Below are 18,722 nucleotides of genomic sequence, written 5' to 3'. Positions count from 1 at the left end.
GCACCCCCAAGTGTTGCGGTTGCTTTGAAAAGCTACCTATTTCCGCGAGCGACCTTTCGAGATTTTCGTTTCGAACAAGATACGCCATGAAGCATACGCGCAGGCAACTCGGGCGGCTATGTTCGGAAGTGGTTTTTCGAGATGCGTGTGGTGAACTGAGCGTCTGAGCTGAATCTCTCCAGCGCCTCATCTTCACTTCCTTGGGGCGCGTTCCCTAAGATCAGTCAGCTTCATGTGCACGGCGTAGAGATACGAGGGGCTCTGCAGGTACAGGCCAGTCTCGGGGTCGACAAGACCCTCGAACGTCTTCGAAGCATAGAACTCCCGCATGGCATCAGCCGCCGAGCAGCCACGCTCGTGCATGATTATCTTCACGACATCTTGGGTGTTGTATTCAATCAGCTGCGCAACATCAGAGGACATGCCAAGCACCGACTTTCGACAGAAGAGCCACCGCGCGAGGCGTGTGGAAGGAGAACTGATCCGACGCCCTCTTGTACGCCAAACCCTCCTTCAGCCTTCTCTCGTCAATATAGCCCCTGGCGAACTGGCGTAGGAGAAGCGTGACGTCATCATTGCCCACCGGACCGTAGACGACGTCGTATTTGCAGTCGGCATTGCACTCCTCGGAAGCGATGTCTGCGAAACGACGATCCCGGTTGTTGATGACGAACACCGCCCACTCCTCGGAAACGCCTTCAAACACGCGAACCCTCAGCGAGCTATTCTCAAGGATGTCATCTGGCGCCTCGAAAGCAGTCACAACAGGCGTGCCGCCATAGAACCTCGACGTGCGCATGGCCATCTTCTCCGCCTGGACGCGAAGGCTCGTGAGGTAGAAGCCCCTGCCGAAGTCCTTGTAAGGGTTAGAACGCGAGAGATCCACCTCATCAATTTCGACGTTGGAGCCATGATACAGAATCATGCCAGCCCCACCCGGCTTCTAGCATAGAGCGCGTTCAGCGCGTCGAGCGTCGATGAGACAGGGAGGGTGTGCTCTACCTCGTAGCTCTCTTCGAGTGCGTCGATGCCGCCGCAGGAAAGCAGCCGCGAGAACGCCTCCTTCTGGGAAATGCCCGAAAAGTCGGCGTACTCGTTCACAATCATGACCATGTAGTCGACCATCTTCTCGCTGTCCTTCGCCACAGCCCGGCCCTCCTACGGTTCTGCCTGGATCGGCTCCTTGTCACCCGATTATATCCCATGCGGTTAAGCTGCGTTGGAATCGTCATCATGTCCCCCAGTTCGACCATCCGCGCAATCTTCGTTAACGCACCTCAAAACCAAGTCAGAACTCGAAAGCTCTCCCGAACGATAGACGGAGCGCCGAGGTCCATACCTAAGCTATAGCCTCGATGGGGCACAAGGAACAAAGGTCGGAACAATCGCAATCATAATTCTGCGTTAAAGTGTATAACGTGCTTACAGCACAGATGTCGCGAGAAGGAGCGGAATGGCAACTGCGACGGAGACATTGAGAATACCGGAGGATCTGTCAGCCCGGTACGACCGGCTAGCGAAGGCGACGGGCCGAACGAAGACGTTCTACATGACAGAGGCGCTCTCAAGCTCGATAGACAGGCTTGAGTACGAGTACGGCATCCTCAAAAAAGTCGAGGACTTCCGCGCTGGCCGCCTTGAGACCGTGACGCTCGACGAGCTGGAGGAGCACCTTAGCTTGGCGGATTGAGCTCGACAAGGGCGTTGGGCGCACGCTCGCGAAACTCGACAAGCGAACTGCCAGGCGCATCGTGTCGAAGCTGCGCGAGATCGCGCAGCTCGACGACCCGAGAAGCACGGGGGAAAGGGGTCCTATCGCCTCACCCGCGAAGTCCAAGCCGAGAGCATGGCCTTCGCCGTCGCCGACCACTACGGCATCGGCACGTCCGACTACTCCTTCGGCTACATCGCCGGCTGGTCCTCTGGCAGGCAGGCCCAGAGCCGAAGGAAAGCACGGCCGGCATCAGAGCTAACACCGACCTCGAAGCCGACGTCACGTTGTCAGAGGTCCGCGAGGTCGTTGTCGGCCTTCACGACGGTGCCTTCGACTTGAATGCCGCGCTCGACCTCGACGCGAGACGCGCTCCCTTGCAATGGCGAGGGAGCGCGTCGTCTTGCCGTCTCCAATGCTAAACAGATTGCCTCGGCAATCACGGGCCGCTCGTAATCCAGCCCGAGCTGGCGTCCTTTGATCTCACGTGCGCCGTCCGGGTACTTGCAGTAGATCTTCCCGTTGCTCAGCACGCAGCCAACTCCGTACTTCTCGTCTGGGATATCCGCGAAATCGTCGAGCCGACGGCCGTCGCGGTTGCGCACGGCGGACATGCGCCTCTTCAGAGATCAGTCCAGAAAATTGAAGCAATCAGCGATGCAAAGGTGCCAGATTTTTGTAGTTTTACTATAATACAAGCATCCAGATTTTTGCATTTGCATAGGTAGGAGCATGGATGTTCGAACGTAAGTGCTATCAGAAGCTCTTGGAATGGAAGACGTCATCCCAGGGACGGACCGCCCTGATGATCGAGGGTGCCCGGCGTGTTGGCAAGACCACCCTGGCCGAGAAGTTCGCGGAGGCGGAATACGATGCGCACATGGTCATCGACTTCTCCATCGCCAGCGCGGAGGTGAAGCGGGTCTTCGAGTCCTACTCGGATGACATCGACACCTTGCTGAGAATGCTGCAATTGCAATACGGCGTGGAGCTTCCAAGAAGAAAGTCGCTGGTTATCTTCGACGAGGTTCAGCGATTCCCGAAGGCAAGGGAGATGGTGAAGCATCTGGTTGCCGACAGGCGCTTCGACTACATGGAGACTGGATCTCTGATCTCCATTAAGAAGAACGTGGCCGACATCGTCATTCCGTCCGAGGAGGATCGGGTGCACCTGCGCCCCATGGACTTCGAAGAGTACCTCTGGGCGCTCGGCCGGAAGATGCTGGCTGAGGAGATTCGCCGGTCCCGTGAGAAGCTGATTCCGCTTCCTGACTCCATTCACAGGCAAGCAGAGAGGCTCTTCGACGAGTATCTGGTCGTCGGCGGCATGCCTCAGGCCGTCGTCGCGTTCATCCAAGACGGCACCTTCACCGAATGCGAGAAGGCTAAGCGCAGGATCCTTGCCCTGTACAGGGACGACATCCAGAAGTTCGGCGGCGTGGACGCACGAAAGGCCCTTGCCGTGTTCGACGAGATTCCCGGCCAGCTCTCCGAGAGCAGCAAGAAGTTCAAGTTCTCCTCCCTCGAGCGAAACGGCAGGAAGGAAGCTTATGAAGGCGCCCTGTCATGGTTGGAGGAGTCGCATATCGTCAACATCTGCCGTAAGTGCAACGACCCGAACGTAGGCTACCGCCTCAGCTCAAGCGACAGCGCCATGAAGCTCTACATGGGCGATACGGGCCTTCTCGTCAGCCATGCGTTCTCCGACAACGACGAGTCGCTGGAGATCCAGAAGGCGCTCCAGTTCGGAAAGATCTCCGTCAACAAGGGCATGATCGTGGAGAACTACGTTGCCCAGCAGCTGAGGGCTGCGGGCAGAAACCTCTTCTACCATACCTGGGAGGAGCCGGCCAGAGACAGCGGCGCTTCCAAGCCCCGCCCCAGGGAGATCGACTTTCTCGTGACGAGAGGCTTCGGTGATGCCGCCGGCAAGCCGCGCGTCTGCCCGATCGAGGCCAAGTCCACCAAGACCTACTCGACCGTGTCGCTGGACGACTTCGCGAAGAGGTGGTCCTCCCGCGTGGGCGACGAGATTGTTTTGCATCCCAAGCAGTTGAAGGTCGAAGGGCATCGCGCCTACTTTCCGCTCTACATGGCGTTTTGCATCTAATCGTTAACAGGCTTTGAGAAGGGTTGCTGATGCCTGAACCTGAGAATGGGGATTACAGGAAGGGACGTAGCCATTTGGCGGCGATTCCTATTCAAGAGCAACAACTTGCTCCCTATATTGATGATTTCGACTACGTCTTCAACGAGAAAGATGCAAGGAACATTGCTCTATCCGGTCCCTTCGCCGCCGGAAAGAGCAGCGTCATGCTCGGATGGGAGCAATTCGAGAAGGAGAAAAGAAAGGGGAACGGTTCCTCTTACCTTCACGTATCCCTGGCAGAGGATGCTAAGAGGTCGGGAAATGACGAACGCGAAATTGAAGCGAGGTTGGTAAACCAGCTTGTCCAGAAGATTGACCCCAAGAAGGTCAAGAAGACAGGCCTCAGAAGATACGAGGACATTGGATGGAAAACCGCCGCCTTGCGATCTGCTGCAATCGGAGTCGCCCTTTCGGTGATTTGCTTGATCTCGTACTTGTTTGGCATTGAGAATTGGCTCGTCACCCATCCCCTCAGATCGGTTCGAACAGGGGTTTTAGTTGTCAGCGAAACGCCCAATCCTGAGTGCTTCGCTTGATGGCGAATTGATTATCATGATCTAGCGCCTAATATCAATTTGATCAAAGCCATGCCCTCCATAGCCCTCGTCCAAGATGCCAGCTGTGGCCGCACTTATAAAAGCCGCCTCAAGAGAGGGACCCTCTTCAGCACGAGGGTAGCCAGCACGCCGACGAAGAGTATCACGAGGCAGCCCAGAAACGCAGCGAGCATCATGGGAAGGCCGACGGAGCACATCGCGCCCACGAGCCTGGACAGCATCAGCTGCCTCATGGTCTCCTCGAGCAGGTACACCCCGAACGTGCAGGAGCTGACGACGACGAGGGCGTCGAGGGCGCGCTCGGGCATGCGCACGCGGGCGAACAGGGACCGCATGCCGCAGAAGACGGCGAGCGCCGGGAAGAAAGCAGCGTACCCTCCCAATCCTTGTTCACTCGCGGGATCCTGCCCCATGGCCTGGAGCGTAGCCGCGCAAGACGCGCAGACGCTCGCGAGGGCGAGCGCCAGCAGGACGGCAGCGCCCTTCCTGCCGAGCGAGATATTGGCGAGAAGGTATCCCATGAGAGGATAGACAACAGCGCTCGAGAGGAGGGGCAGCGACAGATGGCCGGAGACCCCGACCCCCAGCACCTTGGGAAGGACAAAGCCCAACGCGAGGCCGAAGACGGCGCAGAGCCCACACACGTACAGCGCCGCAGCCCGCATCCGCTCCCTACCTATCCCCCTGACCAGGGCCCTGAGGAGCGGCAGCATCGCGAGGTAGCATATGTACATGTAGAGGTACCAGTAGGGCGCAGAGACCTTGCCCTACGCGAGGAGGCGGGCGAACTCCCCGGGGACAAGGGAGGTCCCCAGCGTAAAGTAACGAAACACGTACCTGAACGTCGAGAAGATCAGGAGGACGGCCACCATCCTCAGCACCCTCTTCCTCCACACCACCGAGACAGGCTCGTCCTTGCCGAGCAGCAGGGCGCCAGAGACCATGAGGAAGAGGGGGACGGCGACCTTGCAGAGAGACGAGATGACGAGGTACGCGGTCTGGACGGGAAGGGGCGTGGCCGTGACGTACAGCTGAAAGCCGTACCTGCCCGTGTGGTTAAACAACACCAAGAAAATCGCAACTACGCGCAACGCGTCCAAGTAATATGCCCTATTACGCTTGGATCCCATATGACAAGACCTCTGCTCTATAGATGGCTTAGTTTTCTTTGTTTTATCTGATTAGATATAAGAATTAACGATTTGGCCCACACGTTTTAAGGGCAACCTCAAGCTTCGCGAGAACGTTCCGCATCTCACCCTTCAACTTGAAACGCGATACTCATACGCAGACCTCCCTGCCAATGACAGCACATTCAGTCCTTAGGCAATCAACCTTCATCTTCCAAAAGACGATTCTCGGAGGGATTGGACCTTCGATCCCTCATCCTTATTATTCTTGCAGGAACACCACCAACGATGGCTAATTCAGGGACGTCTTTCGTCACCACCGCCCCAGCGCCAATAATCGCACCTGACCCTACGGTAACCCCTGGCATGATCTGAGCAGCGAACCCAACCCAGACGTCATCGCCCAAGACTATGTCGTGGTGGCTGTGCCCCTGCGCGTTAATCGGCTTGTTCGTCTCCAAGAAGACATGCTCATCGACGCGCATATGCACATTGTAGGAAATCAGACAGTTGTCCCCTATCGATATGCGCGCCCGATCAGACGCGCATATCATCCCCCCGTTAATGTAGGTGTTTTTCCCCAGAAAGATGTTGTCAGGGTACCTGAGCTTGGTGCCGGCACCGATAGACCCTCCCCCCTTGTTGTGGACCTGGGAATAGAGGTATTCGGAGATACACTTGTTGCACGCTCCCCGAAAAGTAAGTAGCACGCGCCCAAGTAGTTTCATTTTGCTCATCGACCCTCTTTTCAGCCTTTTCGCACCATGGACCTGCACCCTTGGCCCAACAGGGCCACAGAGTCCCGAAGCCCTTCAGGTCCGTACAAGACGAGAATGGCGACAAAGCCCGCCGCCGCCACGAAAAAGCGCTGGAGCGAGCCGAGGTCCAATGATGCGTTTGCAACAGATACGGAAAAAATCACAAGCAGTGAGACGACCATATAGCGCATGGAGGAAACGCTCCTGTATTCCCTCTCCCCCAGATACGCCTTCAAGGACAAGGCCACTACAGCGCTCAGGGACGAGGCAAGGGCCGCGCCCCGCATCCCAAGCAAAGGGGGCAGCGCGATACACAGCGCGACGTTCGAAGCAAGCGCGGCGAGGTAAATCAGGGCGAAGTACCTGCTCCTCTTCGATATGTGCAGTCCCATTCCGGCCGTCTCGCCTACGGCATAAGCGTAAGGGCCCATCAGCATGAACGGAAAGTAGCAGGACGCAGCGAGGTACTCAGGCCCCAACAGCTGCAGCACTACATCCTCGATCGCTATGACGGCCAAAACGACTGAAGAGAGAGCCAACACGAAAAGCTGATGGAACCGCTGGATGGTCTTCTGCCTCGTTCTGTAGTTTTTAAAGACGTACGACGGCCAAAACGAGTTGACCCCCGTCGCAAACACGGAGACAACTGCGGAGAGCGTCACAGCCATCGAGAAAACGCCCACATCGCCAAACGAGAAGCCCGCCCGCACCGCATACATGGGTATGTAGCTGTTTGCGAGGGACAAGACTGCGGAAGGAGCCAAGGGGATGGCGTAAGCCCACAGCTCTTTTACGCTTACCCCGTCCAGCAGTGTCTTTCGCAAAGAGAGTGTTCTTGAAACCAGGCAAAGGACGACGACGAAGGACAGCACAGAGCAAGCTGACAAGGAAAAGAGCGCTGCGTCGTACGTATAGGATACAAACCCTGCAAACATATAGCAGAACTTCGTTATACCCGCCATGAGCAATGACGAAACCGCAAACAGAAGTATGTTCTCCCTTGCGCGCCACAGAGACTGGGAGAAGCGCAGGGCGATTTGAGCCAAGACGACGAGCAGCAGTGCGATCGTCGTGAAGACGTCCGGATTCCCGCATATTGCGATAGACAGCCAATTTGAGGCAAGGCAGAGGGCAACGCCCAGCACCGCAAACGCAGACAGGCTGATCTTTAGACAATAAGAGAACAGTGAACGTCTCTTTCTGTCGTCTGGAAAATCATAGTAAAATCTCAAGAAACCTTGGTCGAATCCGAGAAGGCATATCACGTACGCGATCGAAGCGCATGATATCAGCAGGTTGATCTTCCCGAGCTCAGCCGGCGGAAACAAACGCGTTGCAACGGGAATTAGAATGAAGCCGATGAGGGCATTCGTCCAGCTGATCGCTGAATAAGCCATCAGCCTTTTCGCATTGCTCACTATCACGGTCTCGCAATCGAAAGGATGCGTCTCGCAATTGCGCTCATAGCCCCACCCAACCCCTCGTCGGGGTAGTACAGCCGCTTGATTCTCCCTGCAGGCACCCTCCAGAGAGACGGGACATCGGCATCGCAGAACACGAACTGTGCCAACCCTATCAGATACACGTTGATTCCGAGGTGAAACGCCTGCGTTTCCGTCACGGCCATGACAGCGCACACAAACAGGCCTAGCGTGCATATGTCAACCCGCCCCGAGTCACATGCCCTTTTAAGTCGAAGCCCGTATGCGGTCAGGAACAGGGCGGTCGGAAGCAAGCCGTATCTGATGAAGGCGTTCGCGAAGGCATTATCGATGACGGGCAGAGCATACCTCCCCACAACCACCGGATCAGCATCACAGTCCACGCCGAAAGGGGATATACCGTAGTACTCGTAGTACTTATGGGCAAGCTCGAATCTTGAGGAGACGAGGCCGTTCACCGCCTTCTCAAGAGAGTTGTGCTCGTTATAGAAGAACATGAAGAACAGGCTGAGCAGCGCTATGAGCACATATATTGAGAAGAACAGGCGCGAAACATTCCCCTGATTCTTCGCCTTTCCAGCCTTCTCCCCATATGCGGAGATCGTGACGATCAGAAGGATCAGCATCATCGAGGTTCTTGAATCCGAGACCGTCGCGCACAGCGTCAAGGCAATTCCGTAGATTCCCCACCCCATCCGCCTCATTCCGGCGTAATGCAAAACCATGTAGTTGCAGCAAATCGAGACAAGGGCCAAGCTCATGTTATTTGGGTGTTTGTAGCCCATCGAATAACGAGCTCCGCCATCACCTCGCTCGACTACGGTCATCGGGATGAGTCCGTCAAGCGATGACGCAACGACGAGCACGAACATGGACGACTGGACGACGAGAGCGATTCTCACCATTTTCCTCATCGACACGCCTTGCGCAGCGACAATGAAAAGCGAGATGAAGCCAAGGTGTTGAGACTGGGAGAAGCAGAGGCAGCAGACGGTGAGAGCGCCAATCAGCCCTATTCGCGCGATCTCCCTTCGCCCGTAACGCTGGGTAAGCAGCTTCAGGAGCAGCAGGAAGGCGCAAGCCACTTTTGCCGTATTGCAAAACGCTGGTACCTGAACGCTTGTCAACAACATGAAGTTCGATGTCTCCAGGGTATACTGGATGAGATAGACTGCAAAAGCCGCGTAGTACAGGCAGTCGCAACGGTCTATTTGGCCGATGAGAAGATCGCTGGCGTAGTCCGCCGACTGCGACCTGCCACATAGGAGGCGAGGAGCCATCAGATCCCGCCTCTTATCTTGCCGAACTCGGCTTTGATCGATCTGTTGTAGGAATCCAAGCTATCTCGCCGCTTTTCAGGCGCGGTTTTCTTTAGGCCCGCGAGGACATCAGATACGCACTCGCATCCACTTATTCCTTTGTTGTACTTCTCCAGCCTCTTCGGAACGACGACATCCAGCCCAAAAGCCTGGGCTTCCCTGATAACCAGCCCCTGTCCCTCGTACAAAGCCTCATGGCAAAAAGCGTCCATTGCAGCTAGAGCCGGGTATGGGTTCTCGAGCTTCCCCAAAAAGATAACTGAGTCCGAAACCCCCAGCTCGTATGCCAAGCGCTCAAGGTGCCTTCGTTCCGGACCGTCCCCAATTATGAAGAGGGAAATGTCTTCGTTCTTCTCTCGCGCGAGTGCGAAGTCCTTTATCAGGAGGTCGAACCCCTTTATTTTGTCAAGCCTGCCCATTCCGCATATCTTGATCAGGTCGCTCGAGAAGCTGACCTCTTCCTCAGCCGCCTTGCAGAAGAGTTCTTCCGCGTCAATCAGGTTTGGAATCACGTATTGGGTCGAAGGTATCTCTTTGCCTAGAAGCACCTGTATCGAGTCAAGCGATCCCTCTGAAACCGCAACAAGGGAGTCGAACCTCTTGAACTTTCGCTTCCCCAAAGAGAAGGAGACCTTGAACCGCTTGTCGTACCTCATCCTCTCCCCGTAATCGTTATGAACCCATATTATTCTGCTACCGGCGTCCGTCGCCATAGCAGCAGCAGCGCAATCGGGGCTGTATCCGTTGAAGTCGATCGAGAGGTCGTAGTCCAATCGGGGGAGAACTCTCCTGTAGCGATCAACCATCACGCCGAAGAAGTCGAACGGGGCCAGCCGACACAGATAGGGCAGAGGCTCGAGAAAGATGCGGTTTACCTCGACCGGAAGTTCAGACGCCTGCTCGTAGTCTTTCGAGAAAAGGTACAAGTCAACCTCGTCATGTCTGAAGACATCGCTACGAAGAAGGGTCAGGAGGGACCGCTGTATGCCCCCGACTCTGAAGTCGGTCTGAAATATAGCCACGCGCATTATTGTTCGAGCGCGTCGGCGATGCGCTCGCTCGCGTGGCCGTCGCCGTAGGGGTTGGACGCATGCGACATCTCGGCGTAGGCGATCGGGTTGTCGAGCAGGCGGGAGAACTCGCGGTATATCACGTCCTCGTCGGTACCCACGAGCTTGAGCGTGCCCGCCGCCACGCCCTCGGGGCGCTCGGTGGTGTCGCGCATGACGAGCACGGGCTTGCCGAGGGAGGGCGCCTCCTCCTGGATGCCGCCGGAGTCGGTGAGGATGAGGTGGCTCCTCGCCATGAAGTTGTGGAAGTCGAGCACGTCGAGCGGCTCTATGATATGCAGGCGCTCGAAGCCGTCGAGCTCGGCGTGGGCCGCCTCGCGGACCCTCGGGTTCATGTGGACGGGGTAGATCGCCTTCGTGTCGGGTCTCTCCTCCATGACGCGGCGGACGGCGCGGAACATGCGGCGCATGGGCTCGCCGAGGTTCTCGCGCCTGTGCGCCGTAATCAGGACGAGGCGGCTCCCCGCCGCCCACTCCAGCTCGGGGTGGGAGTAGCCCTCCCTCACCGTCGTCCTCAGCGCGTCGATGCCGGTGTTGCCGGTGACGCGTATCCGCTCGGCGGGCTTGCCCTCGTCGAGCAGGTTCTGGCGGCTCGCCTCCGTGGGCGCGAAGTACCAGCGCGAGATGACGTCGACGGCCTGGCGGTTGAACTCCTCGGGCCACGGGCTGTAGAGGTCGTGCGTGCGCAGGCCCGCCTCGACGTGGCCCACGGGGATCTGGAGGTAGAACGCCGCGAGCGCCGCCGCGAACGACGTCGTGGTGTCGCCGTGGACGAGGACGCAGTCGGGCTCCTCGTACTCGATGACCTTCCTGATCTTGAGCAGCACGTCGGAGGTAACGTCGAAGAGCGTCTGGCCGGGCCTCATGACGTGGAGGTCATGGTCGGGCTTGACGTCGAACGCGTCCAGCACCTGGTCGAGCATCTCGCGGTGCTGGCCCGTCACGCAGACGACCACGTCGAACTCGCCGGGGCGGGACTTGAGCTCCCTCGCGAGCGGGCACATCTTGATGGCCTCCGGGCGCGTCCCGAAGACGAGCATGACCTTCTTGCGCAATCTAACCACCCTAGAGCTTGTAGACGTTCTCGCCGTCGCCCATGACGTCGCGCGGGTCGACGAGGACGCGGTCGCCGAACACCTCGGGCCTGCCCTTCACCTGGGAGTGCCCGACCATGACGACGACCACCTCCAGGCCGTCCAGGAACTCCTCCATGGAGTGCACCTGGCCGGGCACCACGTCACGCTCGACCCAGGGGTCGTAAACCCTGACGGCGCGCCCGCAGAGGTGTTCCTCCATGGACTCCAGCATCTGCAGCGTCGGGCTCTCGCGCACGTCGTCCACGTCCTCCTTGTAGGTGAGTCCGTAGACGCCGACCTTTGAGGGATCGGCGATCCCGTGCTCCGCCATCGCCTCATGGGCCCGGCGCAAAACATACTCGGGCATGGAGGCGTTGGTCTGCAGGGCCAATCTGATGAAGTTCGCGGTCTCGGGGTAGTCGCCCACGAGGAACCAGGGGTCCACCGGGATGCAGTGGCCGCCCACGCCCGGGCCCGGCTGCAATATGTTGACGCGCGGGTGCTTGTTGGCGATCCGTATCACCTCGCGCACGTCCATGCCGCCGACGCGGCAGACCTTCGCGAGCTCGTTGGCGAAGGCTATGTTGACGGCGCGGAAGGTGTTCTCCACGACCTTGGTCATCTCGGCAGTGCGGACGTCGGTGACGGCGATCTCGCCCTGGCAGAAGCTGGCGTAGAGCTCCGCCACCCTCCTCCCGACCTCGGGGTCGTCCGCGCCGATCGTGCGGTTGTTGCGCAGGAGCTCGCCCACCATGTTGCCGGGGATGATGCGCTCGGGCGCGTGCACGAGGGCGACGTCCCCGCGGCCCGCCTCGACCAGAAGCGGGCGCACGAAGCGGTCGACCGTGCCCGGGGAGACGGTGGACTCCACGACGAGCACGGCGCCCTGCGGCGCAACCTCCAGCACCGTCTCGCAGGCGGCGACCACGTAGGCGGGGTCGATCTTCTTGTCGACCTTGTCGTAGGGAGTGGGAACGCTCACGATGTAGGTGCCGCACACCTGGTACTCGGTGGTGAACTTCACGCCAGCCTCGACGGCCTTGGCGAACAGCTCGTCGAGCCCCTCCTCCTTGAAGGTGGTATGCCCGGCGTTGAGGGTCGCCACGAGCTCCGCGTTGTAGTCCGTGCCGACGACCTCGACTCCGTGCGAGGCCATCATGAGGGCGGTGGGCAGGCCGATGTAGCCGAGGCCGATTACGTTAACCATTTTGCAAAGAACCTTTCTTCTCCCGTTTGAGCGAGTACGCGTACCTGACGAACCTCGCGTTCCCTATGACGTAGCGGCGCCACATGCGCCGCGGCTCCTGAGCGAAGCGGTAGAGCCACTCCAGCCCGGCGCGCTGCATCCACCCGGGCGCGCGAGCGGTCCTCCCCGCCACGATGTCGAAGCTGCCCCCGACGCCCATGACGAAGGGGATGCCCAGCTGGTCGAGATACTTGTGAATCCAGTACTCCTTCTTCGGGGACGAGAACGCGACGAACATCATGTCGGCGCCGGATGCCGCCATGTCGGCGACGATGCCGGGCTCGTCCTCCTCGGAGAAGTACCCGTTCCTGCAGCCGACGATGCGAATGCCGGGGTGGCGCCGCTCGAGGACCGACCTCACCTCCGTGACGACCTCCTCCCTGGCCCCGAAGAGGTAGACCCCGTAGCCCCTGTCGGCCGCGACCGCGACGAGCTCCTGGAAGAGGTCGCAGCCCGTGACGCGCTCGGCAAGCGGCACCCCGAGCTTCTTTGCCGCCCAGACGATGGATGAGCCGTCGGCGTTGATGAGGGGGCACGCGTTCACTATCTCGGCGAGCTTCGGGTCGTCTCGCATGAGGTTGACCTTCGAGGCGTTGATGACCACGTGCTGGGTCGGCGTGCGCGACGCGATGATCTCCTCGACGCACGCGACCGTCTCCTCCATGGTCAGGGCGTTGACGTAGGTGTTCAGCAGGGAATACCTGTTGGGAAAGGCGTCCATCCCTAGCTCCCCTGCGCGGTGAGGACCACGCCTATTGTCCGGGCTATCAGCTTGAGGTCCGTGAGGACCGAGTGCTTCTCTATGTAGAGCAGGTCGAGGTCGACCCACTCGTCGAAGTCGATGGCGTCGCGGTTTCTGCGCGTCTGCCAGTAGCAGGTTATCCCCGCCTTCACGAGCAGGCGCTTCCGCTGGCGCTCGTCGTAGGCGGCCACCTCGGAGGGCAGCGCGGGCCGGGGACCGACCACGGAGAGGTCTCCCTTGAGGACGTTGACGAACTGGGGGAGCTCGTCGAGCGAGAGCTTCCTGAGCCACCTCCCAACCCGCGTCACGCGCGGGTCGTCGGCCATCTTGAACACCGGGCCCGTCTTCTCGTTGGACGCGCGCAGCTCCTCGAGCCTCTCCTCGGCGTCGACGCACATGGACCGGAACTTGTACATGGTGAACTCGCGGCCGCCCCTGGTCACGCGGGTCTGCCTGAAGATGACGGGGCCCGACGGGTCGTCGAGCTTGACCGCGATCGCGATGATCGCGAACAGCCAGCAGAAGCAGACCAGCATGAGGAGGCTGAAGGCCACGTCGAAGGCGCGCTTTATTGCGCGGTAGGCGACGCGGCCCTCGATGCCGGCCAGGGCCTCCTCGCCGAGCGCCACTTCGCGCTCTTCGGCTTCCAGAGCCATGCTCATGCGCAAGCTCCCGCAATCCGCTGGGTCAATTGACCTAGCTTCTGCGATATGCTCGTCTCGTTGTCGATCGCTTCCTGCAAACTCTTCTTTCTCTCATACCACCGTCATTCTGGGAGGACGCCCAGGCCGACGGTAGTCTTTATCTTCATGTTGCCCACGTGGAACTCCAGAAACGCCAGGCTGTCGGAGCGCCTCACCTTCGTGATGCGGCCCTCGTAGCCCTTGAGCGGGCCCTGCGTCACCTCGAGCGCATCGCCGACCTTGCGGCCGAAGCTCATGGGAACCACGCGGTCACCACGGCTCGTGTTGGCCTCCAGCCACGTGCGCTCGTAGGCGTTGAGGGGAACGTACGTCTGACCTGCCTTGACCACGCGGCAGAAGCCGCTCACGCGCCGCAGGCACTGCGCCAGCTTAGCGGGGTTGTTGACGACGGCTATGAGGTAGCCGGGCATGAGCGCGCGCTCGACGTCGCGCCACTCGCCGCGCAGCTTCTTCTGCGTGCGGAAACGAGGCGCGAAGCACTCGTCCAATTTCAGAGGCTCATTCGTGCTGTTGCCACCATCAGGCTCGCTGGCTTCGCCAAAGCTATCTGCTAGCAGAGCGCCATCGGCACCGCCATCTTCATCGGAGCCGGCAGTTTCGCCGCAGCCATCCACGTCATCCGATCTGCTCGCCCTGCCGTCTTCAGCCAGCTCGTCCGCCTCAGCGCACGCGGCTGCTATCAGCCGCACCATCTTGCGCTCCTGGCCGGACATGACCTGCACGGGATACCAGTCGAGTCGGGACATGGCTTCGCCGCTCCTTCCTTCGGAGATCTCAGGGCCTCCTGACAGAGCACGGCTTCGCCGTTCCCTTCGCCGGGAGTCGGGCCGCTCGCGGGCACGGCTTCGCCAATGCCGCCTTGGCCTGGTCAGACGTATCGATCCCGCGCTCGCGAGCCCTCTATGGAAGGAGCTGCCCGCAAAGCTTCTCGGGAGTATGTGGGTCGCAGGTCGCTGCCAGAAAGGCAGCTTCCTGCGACGGAGGCGCGCTTGCGCACCCACCGCAGGAAGCTGACATGAGCCAGTCCCGTCTCAGCCAGCCTTCCCCGCCAGAGCTCGCATATCAGCCCTCGGCTGCACCACAACCTGTGACACGGCCTTCGCCGCCCGCGCGGCGTCGCGCTGACGAGTGACGCGCAAGCCCATGCAAGCCTCTACCTCATGTCCGGCCATGCTCATGCGCACGTAGGCACGCTTGTTGTGACGGCTCACGCAGCGTATCAGGCCCTCGCGACCCTGAAGCGGCCCGCTTGTCACCGTGACTTCGCCGCCCGCACCGACAAGCCCCTCGGAGAAGCCGACAACACGACGTCCCGGACGCGTGAGCGCGTTCATGAACGCGACCTCGGCCTCGTTCATTTCGACGGCGCTTGCCCCGCGCGCCAGCACCTCGTCAACGCCGCGGGCATGCCGCAAAGCAGCTCGCACTTCGCGCCTGCCGGGCGCCACGGCCACGACGACGCCCGGTATCAAGGGCTCCGCGCCCTCGACCACTTCGCCGTCACACACGGCGCGCATCACCGCGCTTGGCACGAAAAGCTCCTCGAGGCCGTCGGCTGAGGCAGTGCCACGCAGAAGGGACAGCGCCTCCTCCTCACGCCCTGGCTTCACGTTGATCATGAACCACATGCCAGCTGCCCTCTAGCTCTTAGAGGAAACGCCAAGCGACGCAGCGAAAGGACGCACCCTCGCATGCAAGCCTCTTGGCGGCAACGGCTTCACTCGTTCTCAACCTGTTCTACCTCCGTCTCGTAGCGAGGACGCCAACGCGAGGGAAAGGCCCCTTCAAGCCGACGTCGACAAAACGTACACGTTCTCATAACGCTTAACGCTCGCCTATTATACCCATTTCATTGGGTGGCACATGACAAATTACCTGCCGTTTCAACGAACGCACGCTTTTTTGCGTCGAAGTAACGCCCTTTAGGGGGCCTTCGTCAAAACGTGTACGTTTTGTGAGCCTCTTCGCGTATTTGGCGGTTGTTGCGCTTCGCGCACGGCCGCATGCGCATTCTACTTGCGGCTAGATCCTTCGACTCCGCGCCCTGCGGGCGCTCCGCTCAGGATGACAGGGGTGGCAGGCGGCCTGCTGGCGCGGCTAGATCCTTCGGCTCGCTCCGGTTCACCCAAGATGACATGAGGGGAAAAGGCAGGCGGCCTGCGACGTTTCATCGCAGGCCGCCTGTCGTCAGCTCGGCATATGTCGCTGCGAAAGCCCTACCGCTCCCCGACGCCGAGGGCTACGCGGGGGGCGGCGAGCTCGTTTTCGACGCCCACTGCCTGGCAGGCGCCGCAGCCGGTGCACTTCTCGAAGGTGCAGTCGGGCGTGGTCTGGCCGCGCTCGGCGCGCTTGCGCTCGAGCGCCAGGAAGCGCGTCGACACGCCGCACGAGATGTGAGCCCAGGGCATCACGTAGCTCGGGTCAAAGGCGGCCTGCGCGACGTGCTCGGGGTCGAGCCCCAGCTCAGCGGCCGCATCGCGCCACGCCTGCTCGCAGAAGAGCTCCGTCCACGCGTCGAAGCGCGCGCCGCGCCGCCACGCACCCTCCACCAGGTCGGCCACCTCGCGCCCGCCGCGGCTCATGACCGCCTCCACGAAGCTCGTCTCGGGGTCGTGGTAGCGCACGTCGACGGCCTTGTACTTCACCGAGCGCTTGAGGATGCCCACGCGCCGCAGCGTCTCCTCGGGCGAGATCTGCCCGTCCCACTGGAACGGCGTCTGCGCCTTCGGCACGAACACCGCGCACGACACGCTCACGCGCACGCTGCCGCGCTGCTCGGGCAGCACGGCGGCCTTCGCGCGGTCGTACGCGCGGCTGGCTAGGCTCGCGATCCCCTTGATGTCGTCGTCGGTCTCGGTGGGCAGCCCGATCATGAAGTAGAGCTTGCAGCGCCGCCAGCCCGCCGCGAAGGCGGCGTCGATGGCGCCGAAGAGGTCCTCCTCGGTGACGTTCTTGTTGATCACGTCGCGCAAGCGCTGCGTGCCCGCCTCGGGCGCGAACGTGAGGCCGCCCTTCTTCTGCCCGGCCACGAGCCCCGCCATCTCCACGCCGAACGAGTCGAGGCGCTGCGAGGGCACCGACACGCGGATGCCGCGGCCCGCGCACGCCGCGTTCACGCGCGTGAGGATGTCGGCGATCTGCGAGTGGTCGGTCGAGGAGAGCGAGGTCAGGCTCACCTCGTCGTACCCCGTCTCGTCAAGCCCGCGCACCACCGCGTCAACGATGTCGTCAGCCGGCCGCTCGCGCACGGGGCGGTACATCATGCCCGCCTGGCAGAAGCGGCACCCGCGCGCGCAGCCGCGCAGCACCTCCACGTTGAGGCGGTCGTGCACCACCTCGGTGTAGGGCACCACCGTGGGCTCCCACGCGCTCGAGGAGGAGAAGCCGGCGAACACGCGCTTGTCGACGCGCGCGGGCACGCCCGGCTCGACGGGCTCGACCCAGCTGCCCGCCGCCTGCGCCTCCTCCTCGCTCCGCCAGCGGTACAGCGACGGCACGTAGGTGCCGGGGACCTGCGCGAGCGAGCGCAGGATCTCGGCGCGCGTGGCGCCGGCGGCGCGCAGCTCGCGCGCGAGCAGCAGAAGCTCGGGAACCGCCTCCTCGCCCTCGCCCACCGAGATCACGTCGAAGAACGGCGCGTAGGGCTCGGGGTTGTAGGCGCAGGGGCCGCCGCCGAACACGAGAGGGTCGTCCTCGGCGCGGTCCGTCGCGCGCACGGGCAGGCCCGCGAGGTCGATCACCTCGAGCACGTTGGTGGCGGCGAGCTCGTGGGGCAGCGTGATGCCGATCACGTCGAACTCGGCGAGCGGCGCGCAGCTCTCGAGGGAGAACAGCGGCAGGCCCTCCTCGCGCATGACCCCGATGAGGTCGACCGCAGGCAGGAACGCGCGCTCGGCCATGAGGTGCTCGGTGGCGTTCACCGCGTTCACGAGGATGCGCACGGCCTGGTTCGCCTGCCCGAGCTCGTAGGTGTCGGGGTACACCATGCAGAAGGCGAAGTCGTCGCCCTGCTTGTAGGTGCAGCCCCACTCGTGGTTCAGGTAGCGCGCCGGGCGCTCGACGCGCGCGAGCAGAGGCTCGAGGCGCGGCCACAGATCGGTTCTGAGCATGGGACCCCTTCGCTACTTCGCGCGCAGGCGGGCGAACGCCGCCTGGGCCGCGTCCTTCGCCACCGCAAGCGTGCGCTGCCCCGCCGGCGTGGCGGCAGCGGCGCTGGCCATGTCGACGGCCTCGTCGCGCGCCTTCTGCACCACGCTCGCGAAGCCCACGATGTCGCCGCCGGCCTCGAAGTACTCGATGGCCGCGCGCCCCATGGCGACCGTGCCCGCGTACCCCACGCCCGCGCGCACGGCCCAGCCGAGCACGGGGACGGCGCCGGCCACGCTGCGCGCCACGTTGCGGCAGAGAAACGCGCCGCCCACCACGGCGGCGAGCTCCTTGATGCGCTCGCCGTTGAGGGGGCAGCCGTAGGCCGCGGCGATCTGCAGCAGCATCTTGGCCTGGTTGAGCGTCATGACGGGCATGTCGGCGCCGGGGATGATGAGCACGAGGCCCACCGCGCCGTTCTGCAGCGCCGTGGCGTTCACCGCGTCGATGGACAGCGGGCGGCGCACGAAGGGGAAGGCCAGCGCGAAGGCGAGCTTCTTCGGGGAGCACGCCGCGATGATCCACTCGCCCATGCGGCGGTCGAGCGCAGAGGCGGCCTCCTCGTCGAGCTCGTAGGGCTCCGCGGGGGCGGCCGTCTCCGGGCCCGCCGCGCCCGCAGCGCCCGCAGATCCCGCAGCGCCCGCGGATCCCCCGCCGCCCTCGCCCGCGCCC

Annotated in this window: 18 protein-coding genes and 2 pseudogenes; 3 read left to right on the top strand and 17 right to left on the bottom strand. The window is 61.6% G+C overall.

The annotated features are described in order from the left end of the window. Positions 1-192 precede the first annotated feature (192 nt). Genes HRL41_RS08360 through HRL41_RS08350 form a run of 3 tightly spaced genes read right to left on the bottom strand, consistent with a single transcriptional unit; the run spans position 193 to position 1,146 of the window. Positions 193-423 carry a hypothetical protein gene (locus HRL41_RS08360; protein WP_172136377.1) on the bottom strand — a complete coding sequence of 77 codons (231 nt, stop codon included), beginning with the start codon at positions 421-423 and terminating at the stop codon, positions 193-195. Further along, positions 413-925 carry a DUF3990 domain-containing protein gene (locus HRL41_RS08355; protein ID WP_172136376.1) on the bottom strand — a complete coding sequence of 171 codons (513 nt, stop codon included), beginning with the start codon at positions 923-925 and terminating at the stop codon, positions 413-415. The genes HRL41_RS08360 and HRL41_RS08355 overlap by 11 nt, the downstream gene beginning before the upstream one ends. Continuing rightward, on the bottom strand, positions 922-1,146 hold the full coding sequence (locus tag HRL41_RS08350; protein ID WP_172136375.1) for a DUF3791 domain-containing protein: 225 nt from the start codon (positions 1,144-1,146) through the stop codon (positions 922-924). The genes HRL41_RS08355 and HRL41_RS08350 overlap by 4 nt, the downstream gene beginning before the upstream one ends. Positions 1,147-1,453: 307 nt before the next feature. On the opposite strand from HRL41_RS08350, the gene HRL41_RS08345 reads away from it, so the two are divergent. Then, positions 1,454-1,690, top strand: a complete 237-nt coding sequence (locus HRL41_RS08345; protein WP_172136374.1) for a ribbon-helix-helix domain-containing protein — start codon at positions 1,454-1,456, stop codon at positions 1,688-1,690. A gap of 311 nt (positions 1,691-2,001) precedes the next feature. On the opposite strand, the gene HRL41_RS08340 is transcribed toward HRL41_RS08345, so the two are convergent. Beyond that, positions 2,002-2,325, bottom strand: coding sequence for a hypothetical protein (locus HRL41_RS08340; RefSeq protein WP_172136373.1), 324 nt, complete (start codon positions 2,323-2,325; stop codon positions 2,002-2,004). Positions 2,326-2,447: 122 nt separating this feature from the next. On the opposite strand from HRL41_RS08340, the gene HRL41_RS08335 reads away from it, so the two are divergent. Continuing rightward, the gene (locus tag HRL41_RS08335) at positions 2,448-3,821 is read left to right on the top strand and encodes an ATP-binding protein (protein WP_172136372.1); all 1,374 of its coding nucleotides are present in this window, start codon (positions 2,448-2,450) and stop codon (positions 3,819-3,821) included. Positions 3,822-3,850: 29 nt separating this feature from the next. After that, positions 3,851-4,396, top strand: a complete 546-nt coding sequence (locus HRL41_RS08330; RefSeq protein ID WP_172136371.1) for a hypothetical protein — start codon at positions 3,851-3,853, stop codon at positions 4,394-4,396. A gap of 95 nt (positions 4,397-4,491) precedes the next feature. Here the strand turns inward: HRL41_RS08330 and HRL41_RS12170 are convergent. From HRL41_RS12170 to HRL41_RS08260, 13 genes and pseudogenes are all read right to left on the bottom strand, one after another. After that, positions 4,492-5,547 (bottom strand): annotated as a pseudogene (locus HRL41_RS12170) (acyltransferase). Positions 5,548-5,798: 251 nt separating this feature from the next. Further along, a pseudogene (locus tag HRL41_RS12465) lies at positions 5,799-5,963 on the bottom strand (DapH/DapD/GlmU-related protein); the annotation flags it as partial. Between the two features lie 332 nt (positions 5,964-6,295). After that, the gene (locus tag HRL41_RS08310; protein WP_172136367.1) at positions 6,296-7,729 is read right to left on the bottom strand and encodes a lipopolysaccharide biosynthesis protein; all 1,434 of its coding nucleotides are present in this window, start codon (positions 7,727-7,729) and stop codon (positions 6,296-6,298) included. Then, entirely contained in the window at positions 7,726-9,027 is a 1,302-nt protein-coding gene (locus HRL41_RS08305) for a hypothetical protein (protein WP_172136366.1), read from the bottom strand. The genes HRL41_RS08310 and HRL41_RS08305 overlap by 4 nt, the downstream gene beginning before the upstream one ends. Then, positions 9,027-10,088, bottom strand: a complete 1,062-nt coding sequence (locus HRL41_RS12160) for a glycosyltransferase (RefSeq protein WP_172136365.1) — start codon at positions 10,086-10,088, stop codon at positions 9,027-9,029. Before HRL41_RS12160 ends, HRL41_RS08305 begins: the two co-directional genes overlap by 1 nt. Positions 10,089-10,093: 5 nt before the next feature. Continuing rightward, positions 10,094-11,176, bottom strand: coding sequence for a non-hydrolyzing UDP-N-acetylglucosamine 2-epimerase (wecB, locus tag HRL41_RS08295; protein WP_172136389.1), 1,083 nt, complete (start codon positions 11,174-11,176; stop codon positions 10,094-10,096). Between the two features lie 25 nt (positions 11,177-11,201). Beyond that, positions 11,202-12,419 carry a nucleotide sugar dehydrogenase gene (locus HRL41_RS08290; RefSeq protein ID WP_172136364.1) on the bottom strand — a complete coding sequence of 406 codons (1,218 nt, stop codon included), beginning with the start codon at positions 12,417-12,419 and terminating at the stop codon, positions 11,202-11,204. Further along, the gene (locus tag HRL41_RS08285; protein ID WP_172136363.1) at positions 12,412-13,179 is read right to left on the bottom strand and encodes a WecB/TagA/CpsF family glycosyltransferase; all 768 of its coding nucleotides are present in this window, start codon (positions 13,177-13,179) and stop codon (positions 12,412-12,414) included. Before HRL41_RS08285 ends, HRL41_RS08290 begins: the two co-directional genes overlap by 8 nt. Before the next feature lie 2 nt (positions 13,180-13,181). Continuing rightward, positions 13,182-13,862 (bottom strand): sugar transferase, encoded by a 681-nt coding sequence (locus HRL41_RS08280; RefSeq protein ID WP_253904792.1) that lies wholly within the window; start codon positions 13,860-13,862, stop codon positions 13,182-13,184. Between the two features lie 104 nt (positions 13,863-13,966). Next, positions 13,967-14,650 (bottom strand): hypothetical protein, encoded by a 684-nt coding sequence (locus tag HRL41_RS08275; protein ID WP_172136362.1) that lies wholly within the window; start codon positions 14,648-14,650, stop codon positions 13,967-13,969. A gap of 285 nt (positions 14,651-14,935) precedes the next feature. After that, positions 14,936-15,532, bottom strand: a complete 597-nt coding sequence (locus HRL41_RS08270) for a transcription termination/antitermination protein NusG (protein ID WP_172136361.1) — start codon at positions 15,530-15,532, stop codon at positions 14,936-14,938. 588 nt (positions 15,533-16,120) lie between these two features. Next, a complete protein-coding gene (locus HRL41_RS08265; protein WP_172136360.1) occupies positions 16,121-18,013 on the bottom strand; it encodes a TIGR03960 family B12-binding radical SAM protein in 1,893 nt (630 codons plus the stop codon). 12 nt (positions 18,014-18,025) lie between these two features. Next, positions 18,026-18,722 (bottom strand): YcjF family protein (locus HRL41_RS08260; RefSeq protein WP_371808823.1); only part of this gene is annotated, 697 nt, incomplete at its 5' end.

Origin of the sequence: Adlercreutzia sp. ZJ473 (assembly GCF_013185065.1) — a bacterium.
Taxonomy (GTDB): domain Bacteria; phylum Actinomycetota; class Coriobacteriia; order Coriobacteriales; family Eggerthellaceae; genus CAAEEV01.
This window is presented reverse-complemented; position numbering and strand designations above follow the sequence as displayed.

Coding starts and splice junctions, on each gene's coding strand:
- HRL41_RS08345 (WP_172136374.1), top strand. CDS start 1,454: ATGGCAACTGCGACGGAGACATTGAGAATACCGGAGGATCTGTCAGCC.
- HRL41_RS08270 (WP_172136361.1), bottom strand. CDS start 15,532: ATGTGGTTCATGATCAACGTGAAGCCAGGGCGTGAGGAGGAGGCGCTG.
- HRL41_RS08285 (WP_172136363.1), bottom strand. CDS start 13,179: ATGGACGCCTTTCCCAACAGGTATTCCCTGCTGAACACCTACGTCAAC.
- HRL41_RS08330 (WP_172136371.1), top strand. CDS start 3,851: ATGCCTGAACCTGAGAATGGGGATTACAGGAAGGGACGTAGCCATTTG.
- HRL41_RS08275 (WP_172136362.1), bottom strand. CDS start 14,650: ATGTCCCGACTCGACTGGTATCCCGTGCAGGTCATGTCCGGCCAGGAG.
- HRL41_RS08265 (WP_172136360.1), bottom strand. CDS start 18,013: ATGCTCAGAACCGATCTGTGGCCGCGCCTCGAGCCTCTGCTCGCGCGC.
- HRL41_RS08280 (WP_253904792.1), bottom strand. CDS start 13,862: ATGAGCATGGCTCTGGAAGCCGAAGAGCGCGAAGTGGCGCTCGGCGAG.
- HRL41_RS08305 (WP_172136366.1), bottom strand. CDS start 9,027: ATGGCTCCTCGCCTCCTATGTGGCAGGTCGCAGTCGGCGGACTACGCC.
- HRL41_RS08360 (WP_172136377.1), bottom strand. CDS start 423: ATGTCCTCTGATGTTGCGCAGCTGATTGAATACAACACCCAAGATGTC.
- HRL41_RS08290 (WP_172136364.1), bottom strand. CDS start 12,419: ATGGTTAACGTAATCGGCCTCGGCTACATCGGCCTGCCCACCGCCCTC.
- HRL41_RS08355 (WP_172136376.1), bottom strand. CDS start 925: ATGATTCTGTATCATGGCTCCAACGTCGAAATTGATGAGGTGGATCTC.
- wecB (WP_172136389.1), bottom strand. CDS start 11,176: ATGCTCGTCTTCGGGACGCGCCCGGAGGCCATCAAGATGTGCCCGCTC.
- HRL41_RS08340 (WP_172136373.1), bottom strand. CDS start 2,325: ATGTCCGCCGTGCGCAACCGCGACGGCCGTCGGCTCGACGATTTCGCG.
- HRL41_RS08335 (WP_172136372.1), top strand. CDS start 2,448: ATGTTCGAACGTAAGTGCTATCAGAAGCTCTTGGAATGGAAGACGTCA.